Consider the following 25184-nt stretch of genomic DNA (forward strand, 5'->3'; position numbering starts at 1 on the left):
CATGGCAGATTTCCCACTTAAAACTCACAAACACGCAACAGTCGCGATCGATGAACAATCAAGGTCGGCGAAGAATGCGATGCAATTTCTGGTTGAGCACCGCGACGTGAAAGAAAAGAATGGGGACGGCACCTGCCCGATTACAAAGGGAAACAAGCTCAGCTTCATCATTTGCGGCGAAGAGGGATTCAAGCGGATAGCCAAAGACTTGCGCGATGCGAAGAAATCGGCAGATATCGTCTGCTGGGGTTTTGATCCAGGTATGGAGCTCGAGAGAGACGGTGAAACGTGGCCGCGTGGACAAACCTACGGACAGTTATTGGACGAGATCACTACCCGCAAGGAAAATCCGGTCACAGTGCGATTGCTGATCTGGTCTACCCCACGTGGCTCAGCTGTCCAAAACAATATGCCCGGTTTTTCAGATGTGCAGGAAAATTGGACTAGTGGTCCTATTGTTTACCATCTTCGACAGGGGCCTGCGTATGGCGATGAGAAGAGCGAGCGTCACAAGGCCTGTGTTGCATGGTGGGCCGAGAACCTACCTGGAGGAAGAAGCAATAGCGGAAAGAATCCTCGCCTTCGTGTTGTACTGCGTGAAGTTTCGCCTGCCGATGCGAAAGCCTTGATGACTACTGCGCCTGCGGAAGAGGACAAGCCTGTAACCAGTACATTCAGTGTTGTTGATGAGCGGAGCGGGATGGAGGACTATGGGACACATCACCAGAAACCAATTCTGATCGATTACGACTACGACAACGGAAGTAAGGCGGTTGGTTACGTCATGGGGCTAAATTCGGTTACCGACTACTGGGATCGGATCGTTCACGAAATCGACGATCGAAAGCGTGAGATCTTGTCTTCGCCACTTATTGAAGACGAGCTGAAACGAGAAATTTCAACGCAGACTGCGCCAGCAAAAACTAGTTTGTACCAGGGCCTGAAAAACAGGTTTTCGAAAAACGACGTGCAGCGCGGAATAGGCCACGAAAACTATGTGCATGGACGTCCCTTTCAGGACTACGCGTGCCGAGTTGTAGGGCCGGCGCTTGCGCAGCTGCATTTCAATTTTGAAAACGCATGGGCTGCGGCACTTAATGTTGGAGAATTGCCATACCAGATTCCTCCAGCACCACCAGCGAAGATTCCGCGGGTAGCCGGAAATCCGGCACATCTTGTGCAAATTGTGCGCACGCAACCTCGTGAACGAGAAAAATCAATCAAGGAGGTGTATTTTCAGGCTACCAGTAGTGCACGCAACTACATTTACATGGAAAATCAGTATTTCTTTTACCCGGAATTCGCTCGTCACCTGATCAAAACACGGAAAAAATATTGCGATGACTGGATGAAGAAGGCAAATAAGCCAGTTACTGAAATGCCGAAGCTGCATCTTTTTATCGTGATTCCACATCCGGAGCGGGAGGAAATGGTGCCTCGAACATACGATACTCTGACCCTGCTTGGGGCTGGTGATTCGATGTCTGAGCAAAAGGGGCTTGTCGATAAAGGAAAACTTGATTTTGTCTATGGAAAGGGCAGCAGAGGTCGTGGTGAAGTGCTTGATCGACCTAGTGTGGAAAATCTTGAGAAAACGCTGGGTGTCGTTGTCAGTGTCGCGAGACTGCGAACGAGTGGTCCCGATGCTGATCAAAACATGTCTTATCGGGAAATCTATATTCACTCGAAGTTGATGATCATTGATGATGTGTTTATTACGGTGGGTAGTGCAAACCTGAACCAGCGAAGCATGGCTATTGATAGTGAAATTAATATAGCTGCAACCGGTAGTATTTATGCGGCTGATCTTCGCGAGCGTGTATTCGGATTGCTCTATGGTGGCGATGTTAAATATAGCGGTCACCCAAAAGATATGCCGGATACATTCAGGAATTGGAATCGACGGATGAGCAAGAATCAAGACATCCAGCAAGCGGGTACGCAGCCGATGACTGGTTTTTTGTTGCCATTCATCGAGCATCGTTCGACCACGACGCTGTACGGGGCGATCTCCGTGCCAAATGGCGGTGGCGTCGGTGGCTCTCCTGAAAATGTGTACGCATGAATATTTTTATCTACGTGTTGCGTTTTGCCCTCGCCGCTTTGTTGTTAACAACTACGGCGCATGCGGGCATCCTGACTTCTATCGGCAATAAGTTGACCACTGCTATGTCTGATCTGCCACGAAACGAAAAACTACCGCTCTTTGATCCACACCGAAAAGACTTTACCTGTGTATATGAGGCGCAACGGGTGCCGTCCGTTGATCCACAGGCAGAAATGTGGTTCCAGCAAGCGTTGAGGCTAGATGCCCCGGGGGTACCTGCTGACAACGTCGACTATACAAAGGTATATCAGCTCTATCTACAAGCAGCTGAAAAAAATCATTGGAAAGCGATGCTGAATCTGGCGTCGTTGATCTTGAGTGATCATTCCGGCGTACCAGACCACAATCCGGAAGTCGCCATTCAATGGGTCGAGAAGGCGATGAGGCTCGATATCCCCGACGCGTACGACAGGATGGGTGTATATCATCTCAACGGCGTGGTAAAGGAGGGGGACGCTACGAGCGCTTACGCTTTTTTCCAGCGAGCAGCGGATATGGGTAGTCCGGCTGCAATGGCGTTTCTGGGATACAAGCTGGCTGCGTCTTACGATAACCCCAGTGAGGGTTTTTGGGCCAACCAAGCAGTGGGAACCAAGATGCTCGAATGCGCTTTTGCACAGGGATATGGAGATGCCGCAGAGAAGCTGGGTCTGATCTATGCGCGTCCCAATACACTTGAGGCGAAGCTCCGCGCGCTGAAGGTCTTGCATGAAGGTGTGAAGCTCGGGAGCACCAAATGTGCAGATAGCCTTGTATCGGAATTTGACGGGATGGATCTCGAAAATGGAACCAATCTAGTAGGCCATATCGACAAAGCGCGCGCTCAACGGTACGGAAAAATTGCTGATATCTTGAAACTTTACGACGGACGATTGAAACTTCCCAACCTGGACAAGATACTGCCGTTACCGCCGGCGCCGCTACCCAAATGGAACGGTGATGGACAAACGCTGATCAATGCCGCGAAGGCGGTTACTCCACCAGTCAGTCGGCAAAAGAGTAGTGCGCTTCAGGGACGTTCTTTTATACCCGATGGTTATGCGGTTGCCGCATTGGAGGCGAGCACGCTTGCAGTCAGTGGGGATCAAAGCGTACCCCAAACGGGATACTGGCTGGCACTGTATGGTTCATCGAATGAGCCCGATGGGCGGTTGATCGCTCGCTCTGGCTCGCCAGAGCGCTTTGAAACGGGAGAGCGGTTCGAGTTGCCGTTGCACGAATGGCTATCGCCGGATCGAGTGCAATGGCATTTCCTCGGCGAAGCGTACCGTCTGCCGCCACAGCGCGCAGATTTTTTGGCGAATATGGTTGAAGCAGGATTATTGCGCGAGGTAGCGGCGCAGCCGGTGACAGTGAAGTGCTCGGGTGATCGTCGCTGCACGGAAACAGGCGTGTGGGAAGGCCGCGTTGCAGATGACCACTCAATGGCCGCTTTGTTTAACCAATGGAATCAGCAAACGTTTGTCGAAAAGGGGCGGGCGTTTCCATCACCTATCGAACAATTCATCGACGTTGCGAACGATGATGTTGAATGGACCTATTTGGGGAGCCCGAATGCAGAAACGGGCTCCCCCGGCATTTACACCATTACTCTTTAAAAGCGGTGTAGTGCTGCATTCGACGTAGGTTGGGGCGGTCATCGTTGACTCCAAGCCCATCGCTCGCAAGAGGGACACCGTCGAGGGCAGTGCGGTGAGATGTCTTGAAACAGGGCGGCGGGAGTGTTCTCTCACTGAGGACCCGGCAGACGCGAATGATCGATATCGAATCGCGGCGCAGCGTGATAACCGTGTGGGCCGTTTAGTTCGAATATCCGATATATCAGTAAGTGAGCCGCGACCATTCACCCCTGCTGACGGCCGCACCTATCCTTCCGCTCGCCGGGCCGCCTCCATATACTTCCCCGGCGTCGTCCCCAGCGCGCGCCGGAACATGTCGATGAACGCGCTCACGTTGTCGTACCCGAGATCGAGCGCGATCGTCGTCACCGGCACGCCGTCTGCGATGCGCTCCAGCGCCCGCAGCAGCCTGGCCTGCTGACGCCACTGCGCGAACGTCAGCCCCGTCTCGGCGACGAAGCGGCGGCTCATCGTCCGTGCGCCGATGCCGGCCCATTCGGCCCATTCCTCCAGCCGCCGGTCGTTCGCGAGATCCGCGGCGAGCGCATCGGTGATCTTCACGAGCCGCGCGTCCCGCGGCCGGACCAGCCCCAGCGCCTCGGCGTCCGATGCCGCGATTTCATCGAGGATCACGTTGGCGATCCTCGTCTGCGCGGCATTCAGTTCGGAATCGCCCCAGCTCGCCGCACGCTGCACGGCTTCGCGCAGCAGCGGCGTCGTGCGGATCGCGCGCGGCGTCGCCGGCAGCGCCGCGCAGCGGGCTTCGGCGATGAACGCCGACCAGCCGGAAATCGGCCCGAACGAGCGCAGCGAATGCCGGCAATGCGGCGGAATCCAGATCGCATGAATCGCCGGCACGACCCACTCCTGATCGTCGAGGCCGATCGTCACGAGCCCGCTCAGCGCGCCCACGAGCTGGCCGCGCGCATGCGAATGCGGCGCGGTGATGCGCGGGTCGCGTTGCGACAGGACGGCGGCGGCCACGAACGGGCCGTCGTCGGACGTGACGAAGCGGGCGGGCAGAAGCGGATCGGACATGGCCGGATATCGGTATCGAATGGCCGTTATACCGGAGATCGGCCGAATTGGCACGCCTACACTGCGTCCATCGATGACAACCGGAGCAAGACGCGATGCGAGCCGAACAGATGCTTCCCGACCATGCCGACCAGGTCGATGCCGGCGGAACGACGATCCGCAAGGGGACCGTTGGCGCGTTTCTGGTCAACGCGCGGGTGTTGACCGATCCGGACGCCGCGCCGGCCGAGAGGGCGCGTGCGGAGGCCGACGCGCTCGACGCCCTGCCTGCCCTGCGTGCGCTCGGCCTGTTCGACGTGCTGGAAGTACGCGATCCCGCTCTGCGCGCGTGGCTCGATGCCCGGTAAAGACCCATTCTCCAGGATTGAAGGAATCACCATGAAAGCAGCAGTCGTGACGGGCGTCGGCGAGCGTCCCGTTCATATGGAATTCGACGCGCCGCACGCGACGCCGGGCCACCGCCTGATCGACGTGACTGCGTCGGCGCTGAGCCGCCTCGCGCAGGGGCGCGCGGCCGGCACGCATTATTCGTCGGACCGACGCTATCCGTTCGTCGTCGGTGTCGACGGCGTGGGGCGTCTCGACGACGGTCGGCGCGTCTACTTCCTCGGTGCGCCGGTTCCGTTCGGCGCGATGGCCGAACGCACGATCGTGCCCGATACGCAGTGCGTGCCGCTGCCGGACGCGCTCGACGATGTCACGGCCGCGGCGATCGCGATTCCGGGGATGTCGTCGTGGGCGGCGCTGACCGAACGCGCGCGGTTCGTCGCGGGCGAGACGGTGCTCGTCAATGGCGCAACGGGCACGTCGGGGCGGCTCGCGGTGCGGATCGCGAAGCATCTCGGCGCGGCGAAGGTCGTCGCGACCGGCCGCAACGCGGCCGCGTTGCAGGCGTTGCTGAATGCCGGCGCGGACGCCGTGGTGTCGCTGCAGCAGGACGACGCGCATCTGGCGCGGGCGCTCGAACCGCATTTCCGCGCGGGCGTGGATGTCGTGCTCGATTATCTGTGGGGCGCCAGCGCGCAGGCGCTGCTGGGCGCGGCCGCGAAGGCGATACCCGATGGCCGTCGGCTGCGTTTCGTGCAGATCGGCTCGATCGGCGGCGCGGACGTGCTGCTGCCGGGCGCCGTGCTGCGGGCGACCGCAATCGAACTGATGGGCAGCGGGATCGGCAGCGTGTCGCTGCCGCGCTTGCTGGCGTCGGTGCGCGGCGTATTCGAAGCGGCTGGGCCGGCGGGCCTCGCGATCGACACGCGCAGGGTGCCGCTGGCGGACGTCGGCGAATACTGGGGCGATACGAGCAGCCTCGTGCGTCCGGTGTTCACGATGCGCGCTGACTGAACGGCGAGGGCGTGCGGCGGTCGTCACTCTCCACGCAGAAGGACCAGAAGCCGGGTGACGGCGCGCATTGACTGATATCGAGGTTCGGCGGTCTTATAAGGGAGCTATCAATTTTCGTTTATTGCGAATTTCGTTTATTTCGAATAAGATGGCGCATTTGAGAACCTGCTTGGGAGTGCGCGATGCCCCATACCTCGATGTCCGATACGATCTTGCCGGCGGAGCGCGAGGTGCAGGCGGCGGTCGAAGGACAGCGTGCGCTGGCGGCTTATCTGGCCACGCGAACGGAAATACAGCGCATCCAGATTTTCGATGACGAAAATTGTGCGCATCAGGTCGAGCTTCCGACTTCTGCACTGCGTCTGCTGGTCGACATCCTCGCGGAGCTTGCCGATGGCAATGCGGTCAAGGTCGTGCCCGTTCACGCGGAACTGACCACGCAGGAAGCAGCCGACCTGCTCAATGTGTCGCGTCCACACCTGATCAAGCTGCTCGAATCGAAGGCGCTGCCGTATCACAAGACCGGCAAGCATCGTCGTGTGCGCTTTTCCGATCTGATGCGTTACAAGACCGAACGCGATCAGGCGAGCGCCGATGCGATGGAAGAGTTGGGTCGGCAAGCGCAGGCGTTCGGGATGGGCTACGAATGACGAGTTCGCCATTCACGGCGGTCTATGATGCCTGCGTGCTGTACCCGGCACCGCTGCGCGATTTCCTGATGTGGCTCGCATTGAGCGGATGTTTCAGGGCTCGCTGGAGTGCCGATATCCACAACGAATGGAAACGGAATCTGCTGCGCAAGCGCGCGGACCTCAGTGCCGCGCAACTCGACCGTACCGCGAGTCTGATGGATCGGGCGATACCTGATGCGCTGGTGACCGGGTACGAAGCGTTGATCGAGGGCCTGAGGCTGCCGGATGCCGATGATCGGCATGTACTGGCCGCCGCGATCCGCTGCAACGCCAGTGTGATCGTGACGTTCAACCAGAAGGACTTTCCCTGCGAAGCGCTGTCGGCGTACGGGGTGGAGGCGCAGCATCCCGACGTGTTTGTCGACAATCTCTTCGATCTCGAGCCGGCTGCGGTTGTCGGCGCAGCACGGCGACAACGCGAAATGCTCAAGCATCCTCCGATGATGGTGGATCGTTACCTCGACATCCTGCAGCGGCAGGGGATGGTTCAGACCTGCAAGGCGCTCGAAGCTTACCGGGCGATTCTCTGAACGGGCCGCCATGGCGTCCGCGTGCTCAGCGAATCGCCGGCACGTCGTTCGCCCGTGCCGCGCCCCGACATGCGACGAAGCAGAGGACGACGCGCCCGGAAACGCTCGCACGGTCCTCCGCCCGTCGTCACGTCGCAACGATCAGAACCGCTGCTGAATCCCCGCCGTGACCCCGACCTGAGTGGTGCCGTACCCGTTGAAATCGCGCGACACGCCGACTTTCTGATCGTGCTTCGCGATCGCGAACGCCCCGGCCGCATACAGCACCGTGCGCTTCGACAGCGCGTACTGCGCGCGCACCGACACCAGCGTCGGATCGGCATCCGTGCCGCCCTTGATGTTCTGGTGATAGACGGCCGCGATCAGCGAGAACGTCGGCGTGAACTGGTACGACCCGCCGAGCCAATACATGTCGCTCAACTGGTTCGCGGCCGTGGTGTGATACGTGCGTCGATAATTGCGATAGCCGGCCATCGTTTTCAGGTTGCCGAAGTCGTAGCTCAGGCCCGCGTGGATGCCCTGAACGTAGTTGACGGTATCGGCTGGCGTGACGCTGTCGGCCGCGCCGTTCTGCCGGTCGAACGTGACGACCGCCGCGAACGGGCCGGTCTCGTAACCGACCGCGAAATCGTATTTGGAGCTGGTCTTCATGCTGCCCGGCACGTTGCCGAAGCCGTACAGCGCGCCGAACTTGAAGCCGCTGAATTCGCCGTCGTAGCGCACCGCGTTCGACGAGCGCGTGAACAGGCCGTCCTTGCGGCCGCCGGTCGCCATCGACGAGGTCGCCCACGAGTAGTTCTGCGCGTAACCCATCGGGTCGAACGGCAGCATGTAGTCGTACGTGACGGTGAAGTTTCGGCCGAGCGACAGTTCGCCCCATTTGCCTTTCAGGCCGACCGTCGCGCGGCGCGCGAAGATCGAGTCGGGGCCGTCGTCGGACGCGCCATTCGCAAGATCGATGCCGCTTTCGAGGCGGAACACCGCCTTCAACCCGCCGCCGAGATCCTCGACGCCGCGCAAGCCCCAGCGCGACGTGTTCTTGTTGCCCGACTTCAGCTTGAACGAATTGCCGCCATCCGGCGCCGCATGGTTCGCGTATTCGATGCCGGCGTCCATGATCCCGTATATCGTGACCGAGGACTGCGCGTGCGCGGCCGGCGCGACGATGCAGGCTGCCGCAGCCGAACCGGTGAGGACTACTGTTCGAATCGAACGTTCTGCGCGTGACTTCATTTGACGGTGTCTCCTTGGTTTGTTGTGGGGTGGGTGAAACGGAAAACGGGTACTCGGCGCGCCATCGGCGCACGCCGTGAAGCGTGCGCCGATGCGAGGCGCGAAACGGATGCGCGCTTGACTGCATGCGCGGCGGCACGCGGGCCGCCGCGATCGGGTCAGCCCGCTTTCGCGAACGCCCAGCAGTCGTTGGTCGGGAATTCGATCCAGTGCTTGCCGGCTGCTCGCGGTACATGGCCGAACGCACGCAGGCGCATGTCGCCGCAATGAAACAGGTATTCCCAGCGGTCGCCGAGATACATCGACGTGACGAGGTCGGCCTGCAGCCGGTTCGCCCCCGGGCCGTCGGCGACCTGGACGCGTTCGAGGCGGATCACGGCCTGCGCGTCCTGACCCGGCGCGAGCGTGTCGCGGGCGACGGCGCGCAGCTCCCAGCCGTCGCCGGCGAGCGTCACGCATTCGCCGTCGATCGCGGCGACGCGCGCGTCGATCCGGTTGTTGCTGCCCATGAATTCGGCGGTGTACAGCGAGCGCGGTGCGCCGTACAGTTCGGCCGGCGTACCTTCCTGCTCGATGCGGCCGTTGCGCAGCAGCAGGATGCGGTCGGACATCGCCATCGCTTCGGTCTGGTCGTGCGTCACGCACAGGGCCGACAGCCCGAGCGACACGATCAGCTCGCGCAGCCACGCACGCGCTTCCTCGCGCAGCTTCGCGTCGAGGTTCGACAGCGGCTCGTCGAGCAGGATCACCGGCGGGTTGTAGACGAGCGCGCGGGCGATCGCGACACGCTGCTGCTGGCCGCCCGACAGTTGATGCGGAAAGCGTTCCGCGAGATGGCCGAGGCCGAGCTGGTCGAGCGCGCTCTGTACGCGGCGCTTCTGTTCGGCAGGCGCCACACGGCGCAGCTTGAGGCCGTACCCGACGTTGTCGGCGACGGTGCGGTGCGGCCACAGCGCGTACGACTGGAACACGAGGCCGAGCGAGCGTTGTTCGACCGGCAGGTCGACGCGTTGCGCGCCATCGAAGAACACGCGGTCGTCGAGCTGGATGCGGCCGTCGGACGGCTGTTCGAGGCCGGCCACCGCGCGCAGCAGCGTGGTCTTGCCGCTGCCCGACGCACCGAGCAGGCACACGACTTCGCCGGCCTTCAGTTCGAACGACACGCCCTTGAGGATCGGGTTGGCGCCGTAGCTGAGGTGCAGATCGTCGACGATGAGCTTATCCATGAAGTTTCACTCCGAAGCGCAGGGCCACGCCGAGACCGGCGCCGACCATCGCGATGTTGATGACAGAGAGCGCGGCGACCTGGTCGACGGCGCCGGTCGCCCACAGCGACACGAGCAGCGCGCCGATCACTTCGGTGCCGGGCGACAGCAGGTAGACGGCGGTCGAGTATTCGCGCTCGAAGATCATGAAGATCAGCAGCCAGGCGGCGAGCAGGCCGAAGCGCACGAGCGGCAGCGTCACGTCGAGCGACACGCGGCTGCGCGTCGCACCCACGCTGCGGCCGGCTTCCTCGAGCTCGGGGCCGACCTGCAGCAGCGCGCTCTGGATGAGCCGCATCCCGTACGCGAGCCACACGACCGTGTACGCGATCCAGATGCTCCACATCGAGTTCTTCAGCTCGCGCAGGCCGGGCACGAACAGGAAGATCCACAGGAACGCGAGGCCGGCGAGCAGGCCGGGCACCGCGCGCGGCAGCAGCACGAGATAGTCGAGCAGCCGGGTCGCCCAGTCGGGGCGGCGGTGGCCGGCGAACGCGACGAGCGAGTAGAAGCCGATCGCGAGCGCGCCGCCGATTACGCCGATGCCGAGCGTGTTGACGATGGCGCGCACGAGGTTGTCCTGCTCGAACAGCTCGATGAAATTCGACAGCGTCAGCACTTCGGCGAGCGAGACGCCTTCGCCCCAGTTGGTCACGAACGCCCGCAGCACGATGCCCGAGATCGGCACGATCACGGTCAGCATCAGCCACAGCGCGACGATCGCGAGCGCGATCCAGCGCCACACGCCGAGCGGCAGCACCGTCGCGCGGCCGGCCTTGCCCTTCACGGTGACGAAGCGGCTCGCGGTCTTCAGCAGGCGGCGCTGCAGCAGCACGAGCGGGAACGTGATCGCGACGATGCACACGGCGACCGCGGCCATCAGGTGATACGACGGCACGCCGAGCTTGTTGGTCAGCTTGTACAGGTAGGTCGCGAGCACGAGGTGGCCTTCAGGGTCGCCGAGCACGAGCGGCAGCCCGAACACCTCGAAGCCGAGGAAGAACACCAGCACGCCGGCGAACAGCAGCGCGGGCATCGTCATCGGCAGGCTCACGTCGAGCGCGACGCGGAACGGCCGGGCGCCCGTCACGCGCGCGGCTTCCTCGACGTCCGAGCCGAGGTTGCGCAGCGCGGCCGACGAATACAGGTACACGTGCGGCACGTGCGTGAGGCCGACGATCACCGTGATCGCGAAGATCGAATAAACGTTCCAGGGCACGTTCTGCACCCCGAACAGTTCCTTGAACCACACCGAGTAGAAGCCGACCGGGCCGGCCGCGACCACGTAGCCGAAGGCGAGCACCATCGGCGACACGAACACCGGCGTGAGCAGCAGCGGTTCGAGCCAGCGGCGGCCGGGCAGGTCGGTGCGCACCATCAGGAACGCGAGGATGCCGCCGAGCGGGATCGAGATGAACAGCATCCCGCCGGCGATGATGAACGAGTTCTTCACGGCCGACCAGAAGTCGGGATCGCTGAAGACGAAACGGAAGCCCTCGATGCCGAGCGTTTTGTTCGCATCGAAGAACGGCGCGGACAGCAGGCTCTGGAACAGGATGAAGCCGAGCGGCAGCGCGACCGCGATGGTCAGTACCGCGACGACGATCCAGCGCAGCATGCCGGCGAGCGGCTGCAGGCCGCTGACCGGCAGCGCGGGAATCGCGTCGCGCGGGCCGGTGGGGGGCGCAACGGCCGGTGCCGTGTCCCGTGTGCTGGTTGAAAGCATGAGTTCACCCCTGCGGCCATCCGGATGGCCGCCTCAAGGAAGTCGGTAAGGGGAAGGGGCCGCCCGCGCGACGTGCGGCGGGCGGCCCGAGGTCAGCAGCTCAGCGGCTCAGCGCTTGATCGCCTGCTGCCATTGCTTCAGGAACGCGAGGCGCTTCGACTGATCGAGATAGACGAGCAGGCCGGTGCCGATCTGGATCGGCTTCAGCGAATCGCCGAGTTCCTTCGTGAGGCTCGCGGCCGACGTTTCGCCGGTCACGTCCGCGCGGATCGCGTACAGGTTCGCCTGGTTCGCGATCAGCGTCTGGCCGCGCTTGGACAGCAGGTAGTCGACCCACAGCTTCGCGGCGTTCGGGTTCTTCGCTTTCTTCGACACGGTGGCGAGGCGGCTCACGGCCTGCGTGTAGTCCTTAGGAAACACGTAGCCGATCGACTTGTCCTTCTTCGCCTTGGCATACGCGTACGACCCGATGATGTTGTAGCCGATCAGGTTCTCGCCCGACGAGATGCGTTCCATCATCGCGCCCGTGCTCGACTGCAGCTTCGGGCCGGTCGCGCCGATCGCCTTCACGAGTTCCCACGTGACCTTCTCGTTCACGTGTGCGTCCTGGGTCAGGTAGTTGAAGCCGACGCCCGATTTCTCGATGTCGTAGGTCGTGACCTTGCCCTTGAACTTGTCGGCTTGCGTGGTGAGGAGCTTGATCAGGTCGGCGCGCGTCGTCGGCACTTCGTTCTCGGGGATCAGGCGCTTGTTGTAGACGATCGCGAGCGGCTCGAACGTCGTGCCGTATGCCTGCTTCTGGTATTGCGCCCATTGCGGCACGTTCGGGCTTTCCGGCGAATCGTAGGACGCCATCAGGCCGTCGTTGACGAGCTTGACCTGCAGGTCCATCGCCGAGCTCCACAGCACGTCGGCGCTGGTGCTGCTCGCCGCGTTTTCGCTGATGTAGCGGTTGTACAGCTCGGTGCTGTTCATGTCGTTGTACTCGACCTTCACGCCGTACAGGCTTTCGAAGTCCTTGATCAGCGGACGCACGAGGCCCGTGTCGGTCGTCGAGTAGACGATCAGCTTGCCTTCCTTCTTCGCGGCGTCGATCACGCCCTGGTAGTTCCCCGGGTAGCCGGCCGGAACCTGCGCGACGGCGCTGCCGGCGGCAGTGCCCAGAACGATCGCCAGCGCGGCGGCGAGGTGCTTCGGTGCAAACGGCATGTCTTCCTCCAGTGATGCGTCGATGTTGTTCGAGTGACGCGGATGTTAATTGCGGGGCACTTTCAGCCCGCTTTCATTTCCGTTCGCAATCACGCCGTTCATGTCATGGATTTCCCGAGGTCGAAGCGGCGGCGGCCGCGGGTTCACGGCGCGCGGCAACGCTTGAAAGGAGGAGCGTGCAGGCTACGCGGGCGTGGCCAGCAGTTGTCCGAGGAGGCGGCCGCCATGCCGCGCGTGCGCGGCCGTCAGTGCGGCATACCCGACGACGACGCCCGCCTCGCAGCGGGCGCTTCGACAGAAGCCGCGGATCGGCTGCAACTCGACGCCGGCCGCGCGGGCTTGCGCGACACAGGCTGCCTCGTCCATGCCTGGCGGCAGCCACAGCACGAAATGAAAGCCTGCGTGCTCGCCGGACACCGTGTACCGGCCGCCGGCATGCTTCGCCAACTGGTCGAGCACGATGTCGCGCCGCTGGCGGTACGCGTGGCGCGCGGCGCGCAGGTGCTTCGCGAAATCGCCGTGGCCGATGAAACGGGCCAGCGCGAGTTGCGGCGCGACGCCGACCGAGCGCGCGGTCGCATGCCACACGGCGGACAGCGCCGGCCGCAGTTCCGCCGGCACGACCATGAAGCCGATGCGCAACCCGGAAAACAGCGTCTTGTTGAACGACCCGCAGTAGATCACGCGGTCGCACGCGTCGAGCGCTTTCAGCGCGGGGAGCGGGGCGGTCTGGTAGCTGAATTCGCCGTCGTAGTCGTCCTCGACGATCCACGTGCGGTTGCGCTGCGCCCAGTCGAGCAGTTCGAGCCGGCGCGATACCGACATCGTGACGCCGAGCGGCGCCTGATGGGCGGGCGTCACGTACGCGGCGCGCGCATCGGGATAGCGATCCAGCGACGCGGTGTCGATGCCTTCCCGATCGACCGGCACGTCGATCACGGTCGCGCCCGCGATCGTGAAGATCCGCCAGGCCGACGCATAGCCGGGATCCTCCATCAGCACCGTCGCGCCGGGCGCGAGCAGCGTGCGTGCGACGAGGTCGATCGCGTTGCGGATGCCGGTCGTGATGACGATGTCGCCGGCCTCGCACGGGATGCCGCGGTATTCCCGCAGGTACGCGGCGATTTCGACGCGCAGGCTTTCGACGCCCTGTGCCGGCGTCGCGCCGAGATCGTCCGCGGTCGCGGCAAGCAGGCTGGCGCCGAGCGCCTTCTTCCATTGCTGCATCGGCAGCAGGCCGGGATCGGCGAGTCGTGCGACGAACGGGACGCCCGGACGCACGCCATGCTCGGGCTCGGCTGGGCCGGCCGGCGCGGCGAGCGAGGCGGCGCGACGCGGGCTGCCGTCGCGCGACCGCGCGGCCGCGCGCAGATAGCTGTCCGGCACGACCGCGCACACGCGCGTCCCGGAGCCTTGCGTGCGCGCGATGTAGCCCTCGGCGCACAGGATGTCGTACGCCGCTTCGACGGTGCCGCGCGCGACATCCCAGCGCGCGGCCAGCGTCCGGCTCGATGGCAGCGGGCTGTCGCCCGGCAGCAGGCGCTGGAGGATCGCGTCGCGAATCGTGTCGGCGATGCATTCCTGCTTCGACTGCGGGCTGCCGCCCGACAACCCGGCAGGGCGTGGCAGATCCAGCGGAATCGCGGCTTTGCCTCGCGGCATAGTGGTCCAGTCAATGGTCGATTTAATGGCCCTTCAGCTTATATCACTTTCGCCTTAGATTGCTGTCGACCCACCCATCCGACCGAAACGGACTTACCGCATGAAGACGCGTTCATTGCCCCGATGGGGCTGGCTGTTCCTGTTGATGCTCGTCGTGTGCCTGCCGCGCGTCACGATCGATGCGTACCTGCCGTCGCTGCCCGCGATGGCGGACACACTGCATGGCACCGACGCGCAGTTGCAGCTCACGCTGACGCTCTACATGGTCGGCTATGCGTTGTCGATGCTGGTGTCGGGGCCGCTGTCCGACCGCTACGGCCGGCGCCCGGTGCTGCTCGGCGGCCTGTGCCTGTACGTCGTCGCGAGCATCGCCTGCGCATGGTCGACCAGCATCCCGGCGCTGATTGCCGCGCGCGTGTTCCAGGCGCTGGGCGGCTGCAGCGGCACCGTGATCGGCCGCGTGATCGTGCGCGAGCGCTTTCCGGCCGCGACGCAGGCCACGATGCTCGGCCATATTTCGGCCGGCATGGCGCTGTCGCCGGTGGTCGCGCCGCTGGCCGGCAGCGCGATTGCCGAGTGGCTCGGCTGGCGCGGCGTGTTCGGCTGGCTGGCGGCAGGCGGGCTGGTCGCGACCGCGATGGTGCTGCGCTATCTGCCCGAGACCCGCGAGCGCGAGGCGCGGCCGCCAGCCGGTGCGGGGCTGCTGCGGACCTACGCCGGCCTGCTGCGCGAGCGGCGGTTCCTGCGCTATTCGCTCGCCATCAGCTTTGCTTACTGCACGTACTACCCGTTCATCGCGGAATCGTCGACGCTGTTCCAGCGGCAAATCGGCGTGTCGGGGCCGGTCTACGCGGCGATCTTCGGCGTGACCGTGCTCGGCTACCTGATCGGGTCGAGTGCGTTCGCGCGGACCAGCGTGCGCTGGACGGCCGATTCGGTCATCGCGGCGGCGGCCGCCGTCAATCTGGTCGGCGCCGCCGGGCTGTGGATCGGCGGCGCGATCGCCCCGACTTCGGTGACGGCGCTCGTCGCGCCGATGTTCGTCGTGATGATCGCCGTCGGGATCGCGATTCCGGCCTGCCAGTTCGCGGTGATGCAGCCGTACGCGAAGATCGCCGGCACGGCGTCGGGGCTGTTCTTCTTTATCCAGATGGCGATCACGGCCGTGTGCGGCGGCGTGCTGGCGTGGCTGTCGGACGGCACCGCGCACCCGATGATCGTCGTCACGGTCGGCGCGAGCGTCGCGTTCGTCGCGGTGGTGGCCGGTTTTCGCGAGCGAGGCGTGAGCGGCCAGGCGCGCATCGTGGCGCGCAACCGGCCCGCCGCCGAGCGCTGAGTGCTGAGTGCTGACCGGGGGCACCGGCGCCGCGCGGCGGCTTCGCGGCGCCCGCGCAACCCCGTGTTTGCGCGAGGCGTGGAGGCGGAAAGGATCATGTAATGTAGCGGGCTGTCGCTGACCTTACCGGAATCCCCATGCGTGTGCTGCTCGTCGAAGACAACCCGAACCTGGCCCAGTCGCTGAACGACGCGCTGAGCGCGGCGCGCTTCGCGGTCGATCACATGGCCGACGGCGAGGCGGCGGACCACGTGCTGCGCACGCAGGATTACGCGCTGGTGATCCTCGATCTCGGGCTGCCGAAGCTCGACGGGCTGGAGGTGCTGCGGCGGCTGCGTGCGCGCCGCAATCCGGTGCCGGTGCTGATCCTCACCGCGCACGGGTCGGTCGAGGATCGCGTGAAGGGGCTCGATCTCGGCGCCGACGACTATCTCGCGAAGCCGTTCGAGTTGACCGAACTGGAGGCGCGCGCCCGTGCGCTGATCCGGCGCAGCCTCGGTCACGAGCATTCGCGCGTCGAATGCGGGCCGCTTTCGTACGACAGTATCGACCGCGGCTTTCATCTCGCGGGCGAGCCGCTGTCGCTCACGCCGCGCGAGCGCTCGGTGCTCGAGGTGCTGATCCTGCGCAACGGCCGCGCGATCAACAAGGACACGCTGTCGGAGAAGATCTTCGGGCTCGACGAATCGGTCAACGCGGACGCGATCGAGATCTACGTGTACCGGCTGCGCAAGAAGCTGGAGAACACGGGCGTCGCGATCGTCACGCTGCGCGGGCTCGGCTATCTGCTCGAAGCGAAGGCGGAGAGAACCGAATGAAGTGCCCCCATGCTCACGTGCTCTGCATGGGATCGCGCGCAGCGATGATCCGCGAATGCCCCGTCACGCCCCTCGGGGCGGCACGGCGGGAGGCACGATGACCCGCCCGAACCTGCGCGCGCAGGTCGCGCTGTGGCTGCTGCTGCCGCTGCTCGGCCTGCTCGCGCTCGACTCGTGGCTCACGTACCAGCGCGCGATGAGCGCCGCGCACGTCGCGTTCGACCGCACGCTGTCGTCGTCGCTGAAGTCGATCCGCGAAGGCGTGCGGCTCAACGACGGCGAGATCGAGGTCGACCTGCCGTATCTCGCGCTCGAGATGCTCGAATCGAGCGACGGCGGCAAGATCTACTACCTGATCCGGGAGGACAACGGCCGCACGGTCACCGGCTACCCGGACCTGCCGCTGCCGCAGGGGCGCGACGCGGGCGACGGCGCGCTGTTCGTCACGCGCTACTACGACGTCGTGTATCGCGGCGAACAGTTGCGGATGGCCGCGCTGCGCATCCCGGTGCACGACGTGCCGACGGCGCAGTCGCGCATCGTGTGGGTGATGGTCGGCGAGACGATCGAGGCGCGTCAGGCGCTCGCGCGCGAGATCCTGATCGGGTCGCTGCTGCAGGAGGGGCTGCTCGTCGTGCTGGCGCTCGGGATCGTGTGGCTCGGCGTCGGGCGCGGGCTGCGGCCGCTGAACCGGCTGTCGGCCACGGTCGCCGCGCGCAGCGAGGACGACACGACGCCGCTCGACACGGGCGCGATGCCGAGCGAACTCGCGCCGCTCGTCGATTCGATCAACCAGTACATCGGCCGCACGCAGCGGATGCAGGTGGCGCGGCGCCGCTTCTTCGCCGATGCGGCCCATCAACTGAAGACGCCGCTCGCGGCCGTGCAGGCCGGCGTCGAGCTCGCGTTGCGGCCCGACGAACAGCCGCGCGCGAACGGGCACCTGCGCCGCGCGAACGGCGCGGTGCGGCAGGCCGCGAAAATCGTCCAGCAGCTGCTGTCGCTGTCGCGGCTCGATTCGGACAGCGGTCATGCGGTCGCGCACAAGCCGGTCCCGCTGCACCGGCTCGCACGCAGCGTGACGCTCGACTGGTCGCCGGTCGCACGCGCGCGCGACATCGATCTCGGCTTCGAACACGAGGCCGACGTCGACGTGCTCGGGCAACCCGACTTGCTCGGCGAGATGATCGGCAACCTGATCGACAACGCGATTCGTTATGCGGGCGACCGTGCGGTGATCACGGTGCGCGTCTCGCGCGACGGCGACAGCGACGAGGCGCGGCTCGACGTGATCGACAACGGGCCGGGCATTCCGGCCGACGAACGCGACGCGGTGTTCGAGCGCTTCCATCGCGGCAGCAAGACGCAGACGGTCGAAGGGACGGGGCTCGGGCTGTCGATCGTGCGGGAAATCGCGCGCGTGCATCAGGGCAGCGTGGCGCTTGCCGATGCGGGCGGCGGCGGGCTGGTCGTGACGATCCGGCTGCCGGCGGCGATGCGCGATGCGATGCCGCGCGCCGCGTGACGATACGGCGCGCGAAGGGAACGGGCCAGCGCAAGCCCGTTATCAGCGTGAACGGGCTCCTTGGCTCTCCGGCTCAGTCGCCGAAGCCGATCTCCGCTTCGACCGGCTGGCCGACTTCGAGCCACGCGCCCGCGCCTTCGACGACGATCGCATTGATGCCGAACGTCAGCGCACCGTCGTAGTTCGGGTTCGCGCGATAGGTCTGCATCGTGTCGGTCGGCTCGTGCGGCCAGGCCGGATCGGGCGTGCCGGTGGCCTGGTCGATCGTCGGCATCGGGCAGCGCGTGCACAGCTTCACGAGCCGCAGCCGCACCGGCGTGTCGCCGTCGGTGTCGAGGTGCTCGACGAAATCCTCTTCGTACGCATCGAGATCCGACACGACGATGTTCGGCCGGAAGCGGTTCATCGGGATCGCCGGCGCGCCTTTGGCGGCAAGCCGCGCGTTCAGGTCGTCGAGCGACGACTGGCCGATCACGAGCAGCGGATAGGCGTCCGAGAATTGCGTATGCGTATCGATCTCGCCGGTCCATTTGCGGTCGCAGTCGCGTCGGGCGTCGCGGGCGAAGCGCGCGAGCTTGGTCGGCACGCCGAGGAATTCGGTGAGCCATGCGGCCGTTTCGGCGCCCGTGTCGATCGCGTCGACGGTGTCGCGCCACACGGTCGCGGCCATCTTCGGCGTGGCGGGCGTCGCGTCGCCATCGAGCGGCGTACGGAGTGCCGGCATGCCCGGCGCATTCAGCACGAGCGCATCGTCGTCGAGCGTCGGGCGGATCAGCGCGAGGCGCGGGTGCGTGCGCTGCGTGAGCATCTGCCCGTGCGGATCGGTGATCAGCCAGTGGCGGTCGTAAGCGAGGCCCGTTTCGAGCAGTTGCGCGCGCGTCAGCGCGATGCCGGCGCAGGATTTGATCGGATAGACGAAGAGTTCGGTGATGGCTGGCATGACGCTGGCTGAAGGCGGGATGGTCGAATCGCGATTGTGCCAGATCGTGCCGAAGCCGTTTGACGGCCGCGCGCCGCCACGCGCCCGTCAGGCGAGCGGGAAGCCCGCGTCGAAGGTCGTGCGCACGTCGAGCGGCTGGCGCAGCAGCCCGGCCTTCAGGTAGAAGTCGGCCGTGCGCTGCTGTTCGGCGATCACCGCCGCGTCGATCGGCAGCCAGCGCGTGCCGCGGCGCTCGAACTGCAGCTTCGCGGCGGCCGGCGGAATGCCGATGATGCGCGCGAGCGCCGCCGAATACGCGTCGACGTGCCGGTACGACCAGGCCTGCGCGCGCACGACGCGCCGCAGGAAATCGTGCAGCACGTCGCGCTTCGATGCGATCGCCGCGTCGGTCGCCGCGAGATAGCTGAGGCCCGACCACAGCCCGCGGCCGCTGACCAGCACGCGCGCGCGGCCGCTCGTTTCGGCGAGCGCGGTATAGGGCTCCCAGGTCGCCCACGCGTCGATCGAACCGGTTGCGAGCGCAAGCATCGTGTCGGCCGGCGGCAGGAAGCGGAACGACACGGCATCGGGCGGCAGGCCGGCCGCGTCGAGCGCCTTCAGCGTGACGAAATGGCCGATCGAGCCGCGCGTGGTGCCGATGCGCTTGCCCTTCAGGTCGGCCGCGCCTTTGAGCGCGGCGTCGGGTTGCACGAGCACGGCCGTGCCGTACGGATCGGAACGGTTCGCGCCGATCACCTTGATGCGGGCACCGGATGCCAGCGCGAAGATCACCGGCGCGTCGCCGATCGGCCCGCAGTCGACGGCGGCCGCATTCAGCGCTTCGGCGAGCGGCGCGGCCGCCGGGAATTCGGTCCACGCGATGTCGTACGCGAGGCCGTTCAATTCGCCGGCCGCTTCGAGCAGCGCGCGCAGGCCGCCTTTCTGGTCGCCGGCGCGCAGCAGCGGGCGGCCGCCCGATTGCGCGCGCAGGGCGGCCGGCGCGGCGGCGATCGTGGCAAGGGCGCTCGCCTGGGCGAGGAAGTGGCGTCGGGTCGGATTCATCGTGAAGTTCCGTCGAAGGAAGGATTCGTGGGTTCAATGCGGGAGCCCGGCCTGTACGTCGCGCACGGGTTCGTTGTCGACGCGCAGCAGCAGCGCGGTCAGTGCGTCGCCGCTCGTGGCGCGCGCGGCTGGTCGGGGCGGCGCATCCGAGCGGCACAGCAGGTCGGCATCCGACCAGCCGGCGCTGCCGGGCAACGCACGCGCCCGCAGCCAGCCGCGTCGATCGGCAAGCAGTTGCGTGCCGCCGAGCGCATCGGGCGCGATGCCGGCAATCGTCGCGAACGCGAGCCACGCATCGGCGGTCGTCGCGACGCAGTTCGCACGCGAGTCACCCGACGCCGGCACGGGCGCGCCGCGTTCGGTGACGAGCAAGGTCTGCCAGCGCGCGTCCTCCGGCGGGGGCGTCGCGCCCGGCGCGAGCGCGACGACGCGCACGCGCTGGCCTTCGCGCCAGCGTTCGAGTGCCTGAGGCGCGGCGTCGCCGCACCGCACGTCGAGGGCCGGCAGCGGGACGGGCACCGGCCACGCGCCTTCGGCCTGCGCGCCGCTACCGGCTGCCAGCGCTTTCAGGTAGTCGAGCACGGCCCACGTGTCCCGCGGGCCGAGCGTGGCCGCGAAGCCCGGCATCGTCGACGCGCTGTGCGCGTCCTGCGTGCCGTGGCGCACGCGCCAGAACAGTTCGCCGTCGAGCCTGCGCGCGAGCAGCGCGCCGGCGAAGGTCGGCGGCCAGTGCGCGAGCGTGGCCGCGAGCGGCCCTTCGCCACGGCCGTCCGCGCCGTGGCAGGCCGCGCAATGTTGCGTATACAGGTGTGCGCCGCGCATCACGTCCGCGACGGAAAACGGCGCGGGATCGCGCTGGAAACTCGTCGGCACGGCAGGCGCGAGCCACAGCGAAGCGGGCGGCCACGGCGCGCACCACGCGAGGGCCAGCGCGGCGACGCCCGATGCGACACGCCACTTGCGCGCGGCCAGCGTGATGCAGGCGAGCACGACGGCCAGCGCCGTCACGCCGCAGGCGCACGCGAGCTGCCGCGTGAGCCCCGCGTCGATGCGCAGCGTTTCGAGCGCGATGCGGTGCGCCCAGGGCCACGCCGCCTGGCCATCGGCGTCGCCGGTCAGGCCGATCGCGTGCAGCACACGCGCCAGCGCGATCTGCGCGCGATACAGCAGTTGCAGGAAGGCGATGGCCCAGTCGGCGAACGGCGGCGCGTTCATCGCGCGCGTTTGCGGCGTACCGCACCCGAACGTCGAACGGCACCCGGCATCTACCAGCTCGCATCGAGCCCGAGATGCCGCAGCGCGTCGTGGCGCAATTCGGCGAGACGCGGGTCGCCGCGATGGCGCGGATAGGGCAGGTCGACGCGCAGTTCGGCGACGATCCGTGCGGGGCGCGGCCCGAACACGATCACGCGCTGCGCGAGGAACAGTGCTTCTTCCACGTCGTGCGTGACGAGCAGCGCGGAGAAGCCGTCGCGTTGCCACAGGGCGGTCAGCTCGGCCTGCATCGTGAGCCGCGTCAGCGAATCGAGCTTGCCGAGCGGTTCGTCGAGGATCAACAGGCGCGGATCGTTGACGAGCGCGCGGGCGAGCGCGACGCGCTGCGCCATTCCGCCGGACAACTGATGCGGAAACACGTTCGCGAAGTCCTGCAGCCCGACGCGCGCGAGCGCATCGTCGACGCGATGCTGCGCGGTGCGCGCCACGCCACGCGCTTCGAGGCCGAGCGCGACGTTCGCGCGCACGCGCCGCCACGGGTACAGCGTCGGGTCCTGGAACACGACGATGCGCGACGGATCGGGATGCTCGATCGGCACGCCATCCTGCGCGATCGTGCCTTGCCGGGCGGCATCGAGTCCGGCGACGAGGCGCAGCAGCGTCGATTTCCCGCAGCCGCTCGGGCCGAGCAGCGCGACGAATTCTCCGGCCGCGACCGACAGCGAGACGTCGTCGAGCACCGGCAGCGCGCCGCCGGGGCCGTCGAACGCATGGCTCACGCGGCGGATGTCGATGCGCGCGCCGCGCGGCGGCGTGACGGCGGGCGCGGCGGCCGCGGACGATTCGAGTACGGCGGCGCTTACCATTTGACGGTTCCTTTCTGCCATGCGAGCACGCGGTCGCGCGCGGCGAACAGCAGCGCGATCAATCCGGAAAACAGCAGCGCCATCACGATCAGCGCCGCATACATGTTCACGTACGACGCCCAGCCCTGGGCCCAGCTCAGGTACCAGCCGAGCCCCGACTTGACGCCCATCATCTCGGCGACGACCAGCACCGTGAACGACGCGCTCAGCCCCATGAAAATGCCGACGAACACGTGCGGCAGCGCGGCCGGAATCGCGACGTGGAGCACGAGGAAGCGCGCGTTCGCGCCGAGCGTGCGCGCGACGTCGTAGTACTGCCGGTTGACGCTCGCGACGCCCGACCACGTCAGCACGGCGACCGGGAAGCCGGTCGACAGCGCGATCAGGAACGCGGCGGCCGAATAGCTCGACGGGAAGAAGTAGAACGTGAGCGGCAGCAGTGCGGTGGCCGGCACCGGGCCGAGCACGCGCAGCACCGGATGCACCCAGTAGCCGATCCGGCGCGACCAGCCGATCGACACGCCCACCGCGAAGCCCACCGTGACGCCATACGCGAACCCGAGCGCGAGCAGTTTCAGCGTGTTGCCGGCGCTGCCGGCGAGGCGCGGCCAGTCGTCGACGTAGACCTCGATCAGCGCCTGCGGCGGCGCGAAGAACGGCGTCGGCAGCCAGCCGGTTTTCGCGGTGACGATTTCCCACGCGGCGAGCACGAGCGGCAGCGCGACGAGCCACGGGCCGGCCGGCCGCACTCGTGCGAGCCGCGTGCGGGTCGCGGCAACGAGATGGCCGAGCGTCGCGGCGACGAGCAGCAGCGCGGCGATCGTCCACGCGGCGGAGCCGAACGTGTCGGTGTACGCCCAGTCGCTGAAGCCGACGATCCGGTTCGGCCACAGTTGCGTGAGCGCGCCGAGCGCGGCCCACGCGAGCGCGGCGGCGATCCCGGTCGGCCAGGTGCGCGCGCGCCGGGCGTCGGCGGCCAGCGTGGCGTCGCAGGTCGTGCAGGCCGCGCGCGGGGTCGCGTCGGCGTTGGCCGCGCCGCCGGCCGGGGCCGATGCTGCGCGTGCGGCGGAAGCGTGTTCGATCGTCGACATCGCGTTACCCCAGTACGTTGGCATAGACCTGCTGCGCGAAGCGCTGCGGATCCGTGCTCTTCTTCAACACGCTGATGCGGCGGAAATCATCCGCATAGAACGCGATTTCCTGCTGCAGGTCGACATTGGTCGGGTGATGCGTGTAGGTGAGCGTCGCGTACAGCTTGCGCAGATCCTCGGGGCTGATCTTCGGCGAATACTTTGCGAACACTTTCGCGGCTTCGTTCGGGTTGTCGTGCGTGTACTCGGTGGCCTGCACGATCGATCGCGCGAGCGCGGCGGCCGACGGCCGGTCGTTGCGCACGAGGTCGCCGCGCGCGCCGATCACGCAGCACACCTTGCGCGCGTATTCGCCGGACAGGTTGGTCGCGAGTTCGGTGTACGCGCCGTTGCTGCGCTTTTCGAGCAGGTAGAGATTCGGGTCGCCGTCGGCGATCGCATGGATTTCACCCTTGTCGACCGCGACGCCGAGCAGGTCGGCCGGATACTGCCGCCACGTGATGTCGCGCTCGGGATCGATGCCGTTCTTCGCGAGCAGGATCGAGAAGAAGTGCTTGCCGGGCGCAGCCAGATCGCTGACGCCGACCGTCTTGCCCTTCAAAGCCTGCAACGTCGTGACGCCGGCCGCCTTCGCGCCGAGCAGCCGCACGCAGCCGCCGTGCGAGCTGCCGATGATCTTCACGTTGAAGCCGGCTTCGAGCGGCTTCAGCCAGCGATGGATCATCCCGACCGCCGCGTCGGCCTTGCCGGTCGCGATCGATTCGAGCAACTGGTCGGTCGAGCCGCTGTAGTTGATCAGCTCGACTTTCAGCCCGTTTTTCTCGAAGAAGCCGCGCTCCTGCGCGACGACGATCGGCGTCAGGCAGAACGCGTTCTGGTTCCACGCGAACGTGAGTTTCTTTAGCGGCGGCGCGGACCAGGCCTTGCGGCCGAGCGTGATCGCCGGCACGGCGAGCGCGGCGGCGCCGGCCGCGCGCAGCAGACGGCGGCGCTGGTCGTCGTGCGCGTCGGCGGGCGTGGGTGCGGTGGTGTGGGTCATGGTCTGGTCTCCGGTGTGGCGCAAGGGCGGCTCAGTCGAGCAGGTCGGGTTCGTCGGCGACGACGCGCGCGAACAGGCTGTCGAACGCATGCAGCGCACCGTCGGGGCCGCCGATCTGGCCGTGCGTATGGCGCGCCGTCGCGTGATCGATCGGCTGCGGCGTGCCGGCCGCTTCGGCCAGCAACTGCGTGTGCGCGGCGTTGTCGAGCGCGATGTACCACCACGCGGCGGCCTCGACCGTCGGGCCGGCCGTCAGGATGCCGTGGTTTTTCAGGATCACGCCCTTGTGCGTGGTGCCGTCCGGCTTCGCGAGCGCATCGGCGATCCGCGCGCCTTCGCTGGTGTCGACGACCATCCCCGTGAAGTCGTCGAACAGCGCGTGATCCTCGTAGAACACGCACGCGTCCTGCGTGAGCGGATCGAGCGGGCGGCCGAGGGTCGACCATGCCTTGCCGTAGGTCGAATGCGTGTGCGCGGCGGCGACGACGTGCGGATGGGCTTCGTGGATCGCCGCATGGATCGCGAACGCGGCCTTGTTCAGCGGCCGCTTGCCGATCGCGGTTTCGCCGCGCGCGTTGACGAGCAGCAGGTCGGAGACCTTGATCTGCGAGAAATGCACGCCGAGCGGGTTCACCCAGAAATGATCGGGCAGCTCCGGATCGCGCGCGGTGATGTGGCCGGCGAGGCCCGACGCGAAGCCGAAGCGCGCGAACAGGCGGAACGCGGCCGCGAGCCGCTCCTGCCGGTGGCGGCGCTCGGCGGCCACGTCGACACGCGGCGCGGGCGGATCGAACCAGAAGTGCTGGCGCGGCGTGTCGGCGAGCACGAGGCCCGATGCGGTTCGGGCGGGCGGGGCGAGGACGGCTGACATGGCGAGCGGCTCCCTTGGCG

Annotated in this window: 22 protein-coding genes; 9 read left to right on the forward strand and 13 right to left on the reverse strand. The window is 66.2% G+C overall.

Going from position 1 to position 25184, the window contains the following annotated elements:
- The first annotated feature begins 1 nt into the window (after position 1).
- Together C4B30_RS20295 and C4B30_RS20300 are read left to right on the forward strand one after the other, a co-directional pair.
- Positions 2 to 2065 (forward strand): phospholipase D-like domain-containing protein, encoded by a 2064-nt coding sequence (locus C4B30_RS20295; RefSeq protein ID WP_089501664.1) that lies wholly within the window; start codon positions 2 to 4, stop codon positions 2063 to 2065.
- Complete coding sequence (locus C4B30_RS20300) at positions 2062 to 3705, forward strand: SEL1-like repeat protein (RefSeq protein WP_234015448.1); 1644 nt, start codon at positions 2062 to 2064, stop codon at positions 3703 to 3705. The genes C4B30_RS20295 and C4B30_RS20300 overlap by 4 nt, the downstream gene beginning before the upstream one ends.
- A 267-nt stretch (positions 3706 to 3972) precedes the next feature.
- Here C4B30_RS20300 and C4B30_RS20305 read toward each other — a convergent pair whose 3' ends face one another.
- Positions 3973 to 4764, reverse strand: coding sequence for an AraC family transcriptional regulator (locus tag C4B30_RS20305; RefSeq protein ID WP_105132933.1), 792 nt, complete (start codon positions 4762 to 4764; stop codon positions 3973 to 3975).
- A 95-nt stretch (positions 4765 to 4859) separates the two neighbouring features.
- Between C4B30_RS20305 and C4B30_RS20310 the strand changes: the two genes are divergently transcribed.
- The 4 genes from C4B30_RS20310 (at position 4860) to C4B30_RS20325 (ending at position 7327) form a co-directional block, all read left to right on the forward strand.
- Complete coding sequence (locus C4B30_RS20310; protein ID WP_089501666.1) at positions 4860 to 5111, forward strand: hypothetical protein; 252 nt, start codon at positions 4860 to 4862, stop codon at positions 5109 to 5111.
- Between the two features lie 31 nt (positions 5112 to 5142).
- The gene (locus tag C4B30_RS20315; protein WP_105132934.1) at positions 5143 to 6105 is read left to right on the forward strand and encodes a quinone oxidoreductase family protein; all 963 of its coding nucleotides are present in this window, start codon (positions 5143 to 5145) and stop codon (positions 6103 to 6105) included.
- A gap of 182 nt (positions 6106 to 6287) precedes the next feature.
- The gene (locus C4B30_RS20320) at positions 6288 to 6755 is read left to right on the forward strand and encodes a helix-turn-helix domain-containing protein (RefSeq protein ID WP_105132935.1); all 468 of its coding nucleotides are present in this window, start codon (positions 6288 to 6290) and stop codon (positions 6753 to 6755) included.
- Positions 6752 to 7327 (forward strand): PIN domain-containing protein, encoded by a 576-nt coding sequence (locus tag C4B30_RS20325; protein WP_105132936.1) that lies wholly within the window; start codon positions 6752 to 6754, stop codon positions 7325 to 7327. Before C4B30_RS20320 ends, C4B30_RS20325 begins: the two co-directional genes overlap by 4 nt.
- A 141-nt stretch (positions 7328 to 7468) precedes the next feature.
- Here C4B30_RS20325 and C4B30_RS20330 read toward each other — a convergent pair whose 3' ends face one another.
- The 5 genes from C4B30_RS20330 to pdxR form a co-directional block, all read right to left on the reverse strand.
- Positions 7469 to 8560 (reverse strand): porin, encoded by a 1092-nt coding sequence (locus tag C4B30_RS20330; RefSeq protein ID WP_034185285.1) that lies wholly within the window; start codon positions 8558 to 8560, stop codon positions 7469 to 7471.
- A gap of 158 nt (positions 8561 to 8718) precedes the next feature.
- A complete protein-coding gene (locus tag C4B30_RS20335; protein ID WP_027782900.1) occupies positions 8719 to 9786 on the reverse strand; it encodes an ABC transporter ATP-binding protein in 1068 nt (355 codons plus the stop codon).
- Positions 9779 to 11551: an ABC transporter permease gene (locus C4B30_RS20340; RefSeq protein WP_089501671.1), complete on the reverse strand. Its 1773-nt coding sequence runs from the start codon at positions 11549 to 11551 to the stop codon at positions 9779 to 9781. The genes C4B30_RS20335 and C4B30_RS20340 overlap by 8 nt, the downstream gene beginning before the upstream one ends.
- Positions 11552 to 11659: 108 nt before the next feature.
- Complete coding sequence (locus tag C4B30_RS20345; protein WP_105132937.1) at positions 11660 to 12760, reverse strand: ABC transporter substrate-binding protein; 1101 nt, start codon at positions 12758 to 12760, stop codon at positions 11660 to 11662.
- A gap of 183 nt (positions 12761 to 12943) precedes the next feature.
- Entirely contained in the window at positions 12944 to 14422 is a 1479-nt protein-coding gene (pdxR, locus tag C4B30_RS20350; protein ID WP_105132938.1) for a MocR-like pyridoxine biosynthesis transcription factor PdxR, read from the reverse strand.
- Positions 14423 to 14522: 100 nt separating this feature from the next.
- Between pdxR and C4B30_RS20355 the strand changes: the two genes are divergently transcribed.
- The 3 genes from C4B30_RS20355 (at position 14523) to C4B30_RS20365 (ending at position 18101) form a co-directional block, all read left to right on the forward strand.
- On the forward strand, positions 14523 to 15758 hold the full coding sequence (locus C4B30_RS20355) for a multidrug effflux MFS transporter (RefSeq protein ID WP_105132939.1): 1236 nt from the start codon (positions 14523 to 14525) through the stop codon (positions 15756 to 15758).
- Between the two features lie 137 nt (positions 15759 to 15895).
- Positions 15896 to 16576, forward strand: coding sequence for a response regulator (locus tag C4B30_RS20360; RefSeq protein ID WP_027782905.1), 681 nt, complete (start codon positions 15896 to 15898; stop codon positions 16574 to 16576).
- A gap of 97 nt (positions 16577 to 16673) precedes the next feature.
- Positions 16674 to 18101, forward strand: coding sequence for a sensor histidine kinase (locus C4B30_RS20365; protein ID WP_105132940.1), 1428 nt, complete (start codon positions 16674 to 16676; stop codon positions 18099 to 18101).
- Positions 18102 to 18174: 73 nt separating this feature from the next.
- On the opposite strand, the gene C4B30_RS20370 is transcribed toward C4B30_RS20365, so the two are convergent.
- The 7 genes from C4B30_RS20370 to C4B30_RS20400 form a co-directional block, all read right to left on the reverse strand.
- Entirely contained in the window at positions 18175 to 19041 is an 867-nt protein-coding gene (locus tag C4B30_RS20370; protein WP_105132941.1) for an MOSC domain-containing protein, read from the reverse strand.
- An 87-nt stretch (positions 19042 to 19128) separates the two neighbouring features.
- Complete coding sequence (locus C4B30_RS20375) at positions 19129 to 20082, reverse strand: ABC transporter substrate-binding protein (protein ID WP_105132942.1); 954 nt, start codon at positions 20080 to 20082, stop codon at positions 19129 to 19131.
- A 33-nt stretch (positions 20083 to 20115) separates the two neighbouring features.
- Complete coding sequence (locus C4B30_RS20380; protein ID WP_105132943.1) at positions 20116 to 21297, reverse strand: c-type cytochrome; 1182 nt, start codon at positions 21295 to 21297, stop codon at positions 20116 to 20118.
- Positions 21298 to 21347: 50 nt separating this feature from the next.
- Positions 21348 to 22163 carry an ABC transporter ATP-binding protein gene (locus C4B30_RS20385; RefSeq protein WP_105132944.1) on the reverse strand — a complete coding sequence of 272 codons (816 nt, stop codon included), beginning with the start codon at positions 22161 to 22163 and terminating at the stop codon, positions 21348 to 21350.
- Positions 22157 to 23254, reverse strand: coding sequence for an ABC transporter permease (locus tag C4B30_RS20390; RefSeq protein WP_105132945.1), 1098 nt, complete (start codon positions 23252 to 23254; stop codon positions 22157 to 22159). The genes C4B30_RS20385 and C4B30_RS20390 overlap by 7 nt, the downstream gene beginning before the upstream one ends.
- Before the next feature lie 4 nt (positions 23255 to 23258).
- Positions 23259 to 24293, reverse strand: a complete 1035-nt coding sequence (locus tag C4B30_RS20395) for an ABC transporter substrate-binding protein (RefSeq protein WP_105132946.1) — start codon at positions 24291 to 24293, stop codon at positions 23259 to 23261.
- A gap of 31 nt (positions 24294 to 24324) precedes the next feature.
- Entirely contained in the window at positions 24325 to 25164 is an 840-nt protein-coding gene (locus C4B30_RS20400; protein ID WP_105132947.1) for a class II aldolase/adducin family protein, read from the reverse strand.
- Between the last annotated feature and the right edge of the window lie 20 nt (positions 25165 to 25184).

Source organism: Burkholderia sp. BE12 (genome assembly GCF_002959955.1).
Classification (GTDB): Bacteria; Pseudomonadota; Gammaproteobacteria; order Burkholderiales; family Burkholderiaceae; genus Burkholderia.

Bases quoted from the DNA above. Each gene is read 5' to 3' on its own strand.
- C4B30_RS20365 (WP_105132940.1), top strand. From the start codon at position 16,674: ATGACCCGCCCGAACCTGCGCGCGCAGGTCGCGCTGTGGCTGCTGCTG.
- C4B30_RS20370 (WP_105132941.1), bottom strand. From the start codon at position 19,041: ATGCCAGCCATCACCGAACTCTTCGTCTATCCGATCAAATCCTGCGCC.
- C4B30_RS20380 (WP_105132943.1), bottom strand. From the start codon at position 21,297: ATGAACGCGCCGCCGTTCGCCGACTGGGCCATCGCCTTCCTGCAACTG.
- C4B30_RS20400 (WP_105132947.1), bottom strand. From the start codon at position 25,164: ATGTCAGCCGTCCTCGCCCCGCCCGCCCGAACCGCATCGGGCCTCGTG.
- C4B30_RS20360 (WP_027782905.1), top strand. From the start codon at position 15,896: ATGCGTGTGCTGCTCGTCGAAGACAACCCGAACCTGGCCCAGTCGCTG.
- C4B30_RS20330 (WP_034185285.1), bottom strand. From the start codon at position 8,560: ATGAAGTCACGCGCAGAACGTTCGATTCGAACAGTAGTCCTCACCGGT.
- C4B30_RS20305 (WP_105132933.1), bottom strand. From the start codon at position 4,764: ATGTCCGATCCGCTTCTGCCCGCCCGCTTCGTCACGTCCGACGACGGC.
- C4B30_RS20315 (WP_105132934.1), top strand. From the start codon at position 5,143: ATGAAAGCAGCAGTCGTGACGGGCGTCGGCGAGCGTCCCGTTCATATG.
- C4B30_RS20355 (WP_105132939.1), top strand. From the start codon at position 14,523: ATGAAGACGCGTTCATTGCCCCGATGGGGCTGGCTGTTCCTGTTGATG.
- C4B30_RS20340 (WP_089501671.1), bottom strand. From the start codon at position 11,551: ATGCTTTCAACCAGCACACGGGACACGGCACCGGCCGTTGCGCCCCCC.
- C4B30_RS20385 (WP_105132944.1), bottom strand. From the start codon at position 22,163: ATGGTAAGCGCCGCCGTACTCGAATCGTCCGCGGCCGCCGCGCCCGCC.
- C4B30_RS20320 (WP_105132935.1), top strand. From the start codon at position 6,288: ATGCCCCATACCTCGATGTCCGATACGATCTTGCCGGCGGAGCGCGAG.
- C4B30_RS20375 (WP_105132942.1), bottom strand. From the start codon at position 20,082: ATGAATCCGACCCGACGCCACTTCCTCGCCCAGGCGAGCGCCCTTGCC.
- C4B30_RS20295 (WP_089501664.1), top strand. From the start codon at position 2: ATGGCAGATTTCCCACTTAAAACTCACAAACACGCAACAGTCGCGATC.
- pdxR (WP_105132938.1), bottom strand. From the start codon at position 14,422: ATGCCGCGAGGCAAAGCCGCGATTCCGCTGGATCTGCCACGCCCTGCC.
- C4B30_RS20335 (WP_027782900.1), bottom strand. From the start codon at position 9,786: ATGGATAAGCTCATCGTCGACGATCTGCACCTCAGCTACGGCGCCAAC.
- C4B30_RS20300 (WP_234015448.1), top strand. From the start codon at position 2,062: ATGAATATTTTTATCTACGTGTTGCGTTTTGCCCTCGCCGCTTTGTTG.
- C4B30_RS20395 (WP_105132946.1), bottom strand. From the start codon at position 24,293: ATGACCCACACCACCGCACCCACGCCCGCCGACGCGCACGACGACCAG.
- C4B30_RS20345 (WP_105132937.1), bottom strand. From the start codon at position 12,760: ATGCCGTTTGCACCGAAGCACCTCGCCGCCGCGCTGGCGATCGTTCTG.
- C4B30_RS20390 (WP_105132945.1), bottom strand. From the start codon at position 23,254: ATGTCGACGATCGAACACGCTTCCGCCGCACGCGCAGCATCGGCCCCG.
- C4B30_RS20310 (WP_089501666.1), top strand. From the start codon at position 4,860: ATGCGAGCCGAACAGATGCTTCCCGACCATGCCGACCAGGTCGATGCC.
- C4B30_RS20325 (WP_105132936.1), top strand. From the start codon at position 6,752: ATGACGAGTTCGCCATTCACGGCGGTCTATGATGCCTGCGTGCTGTAC.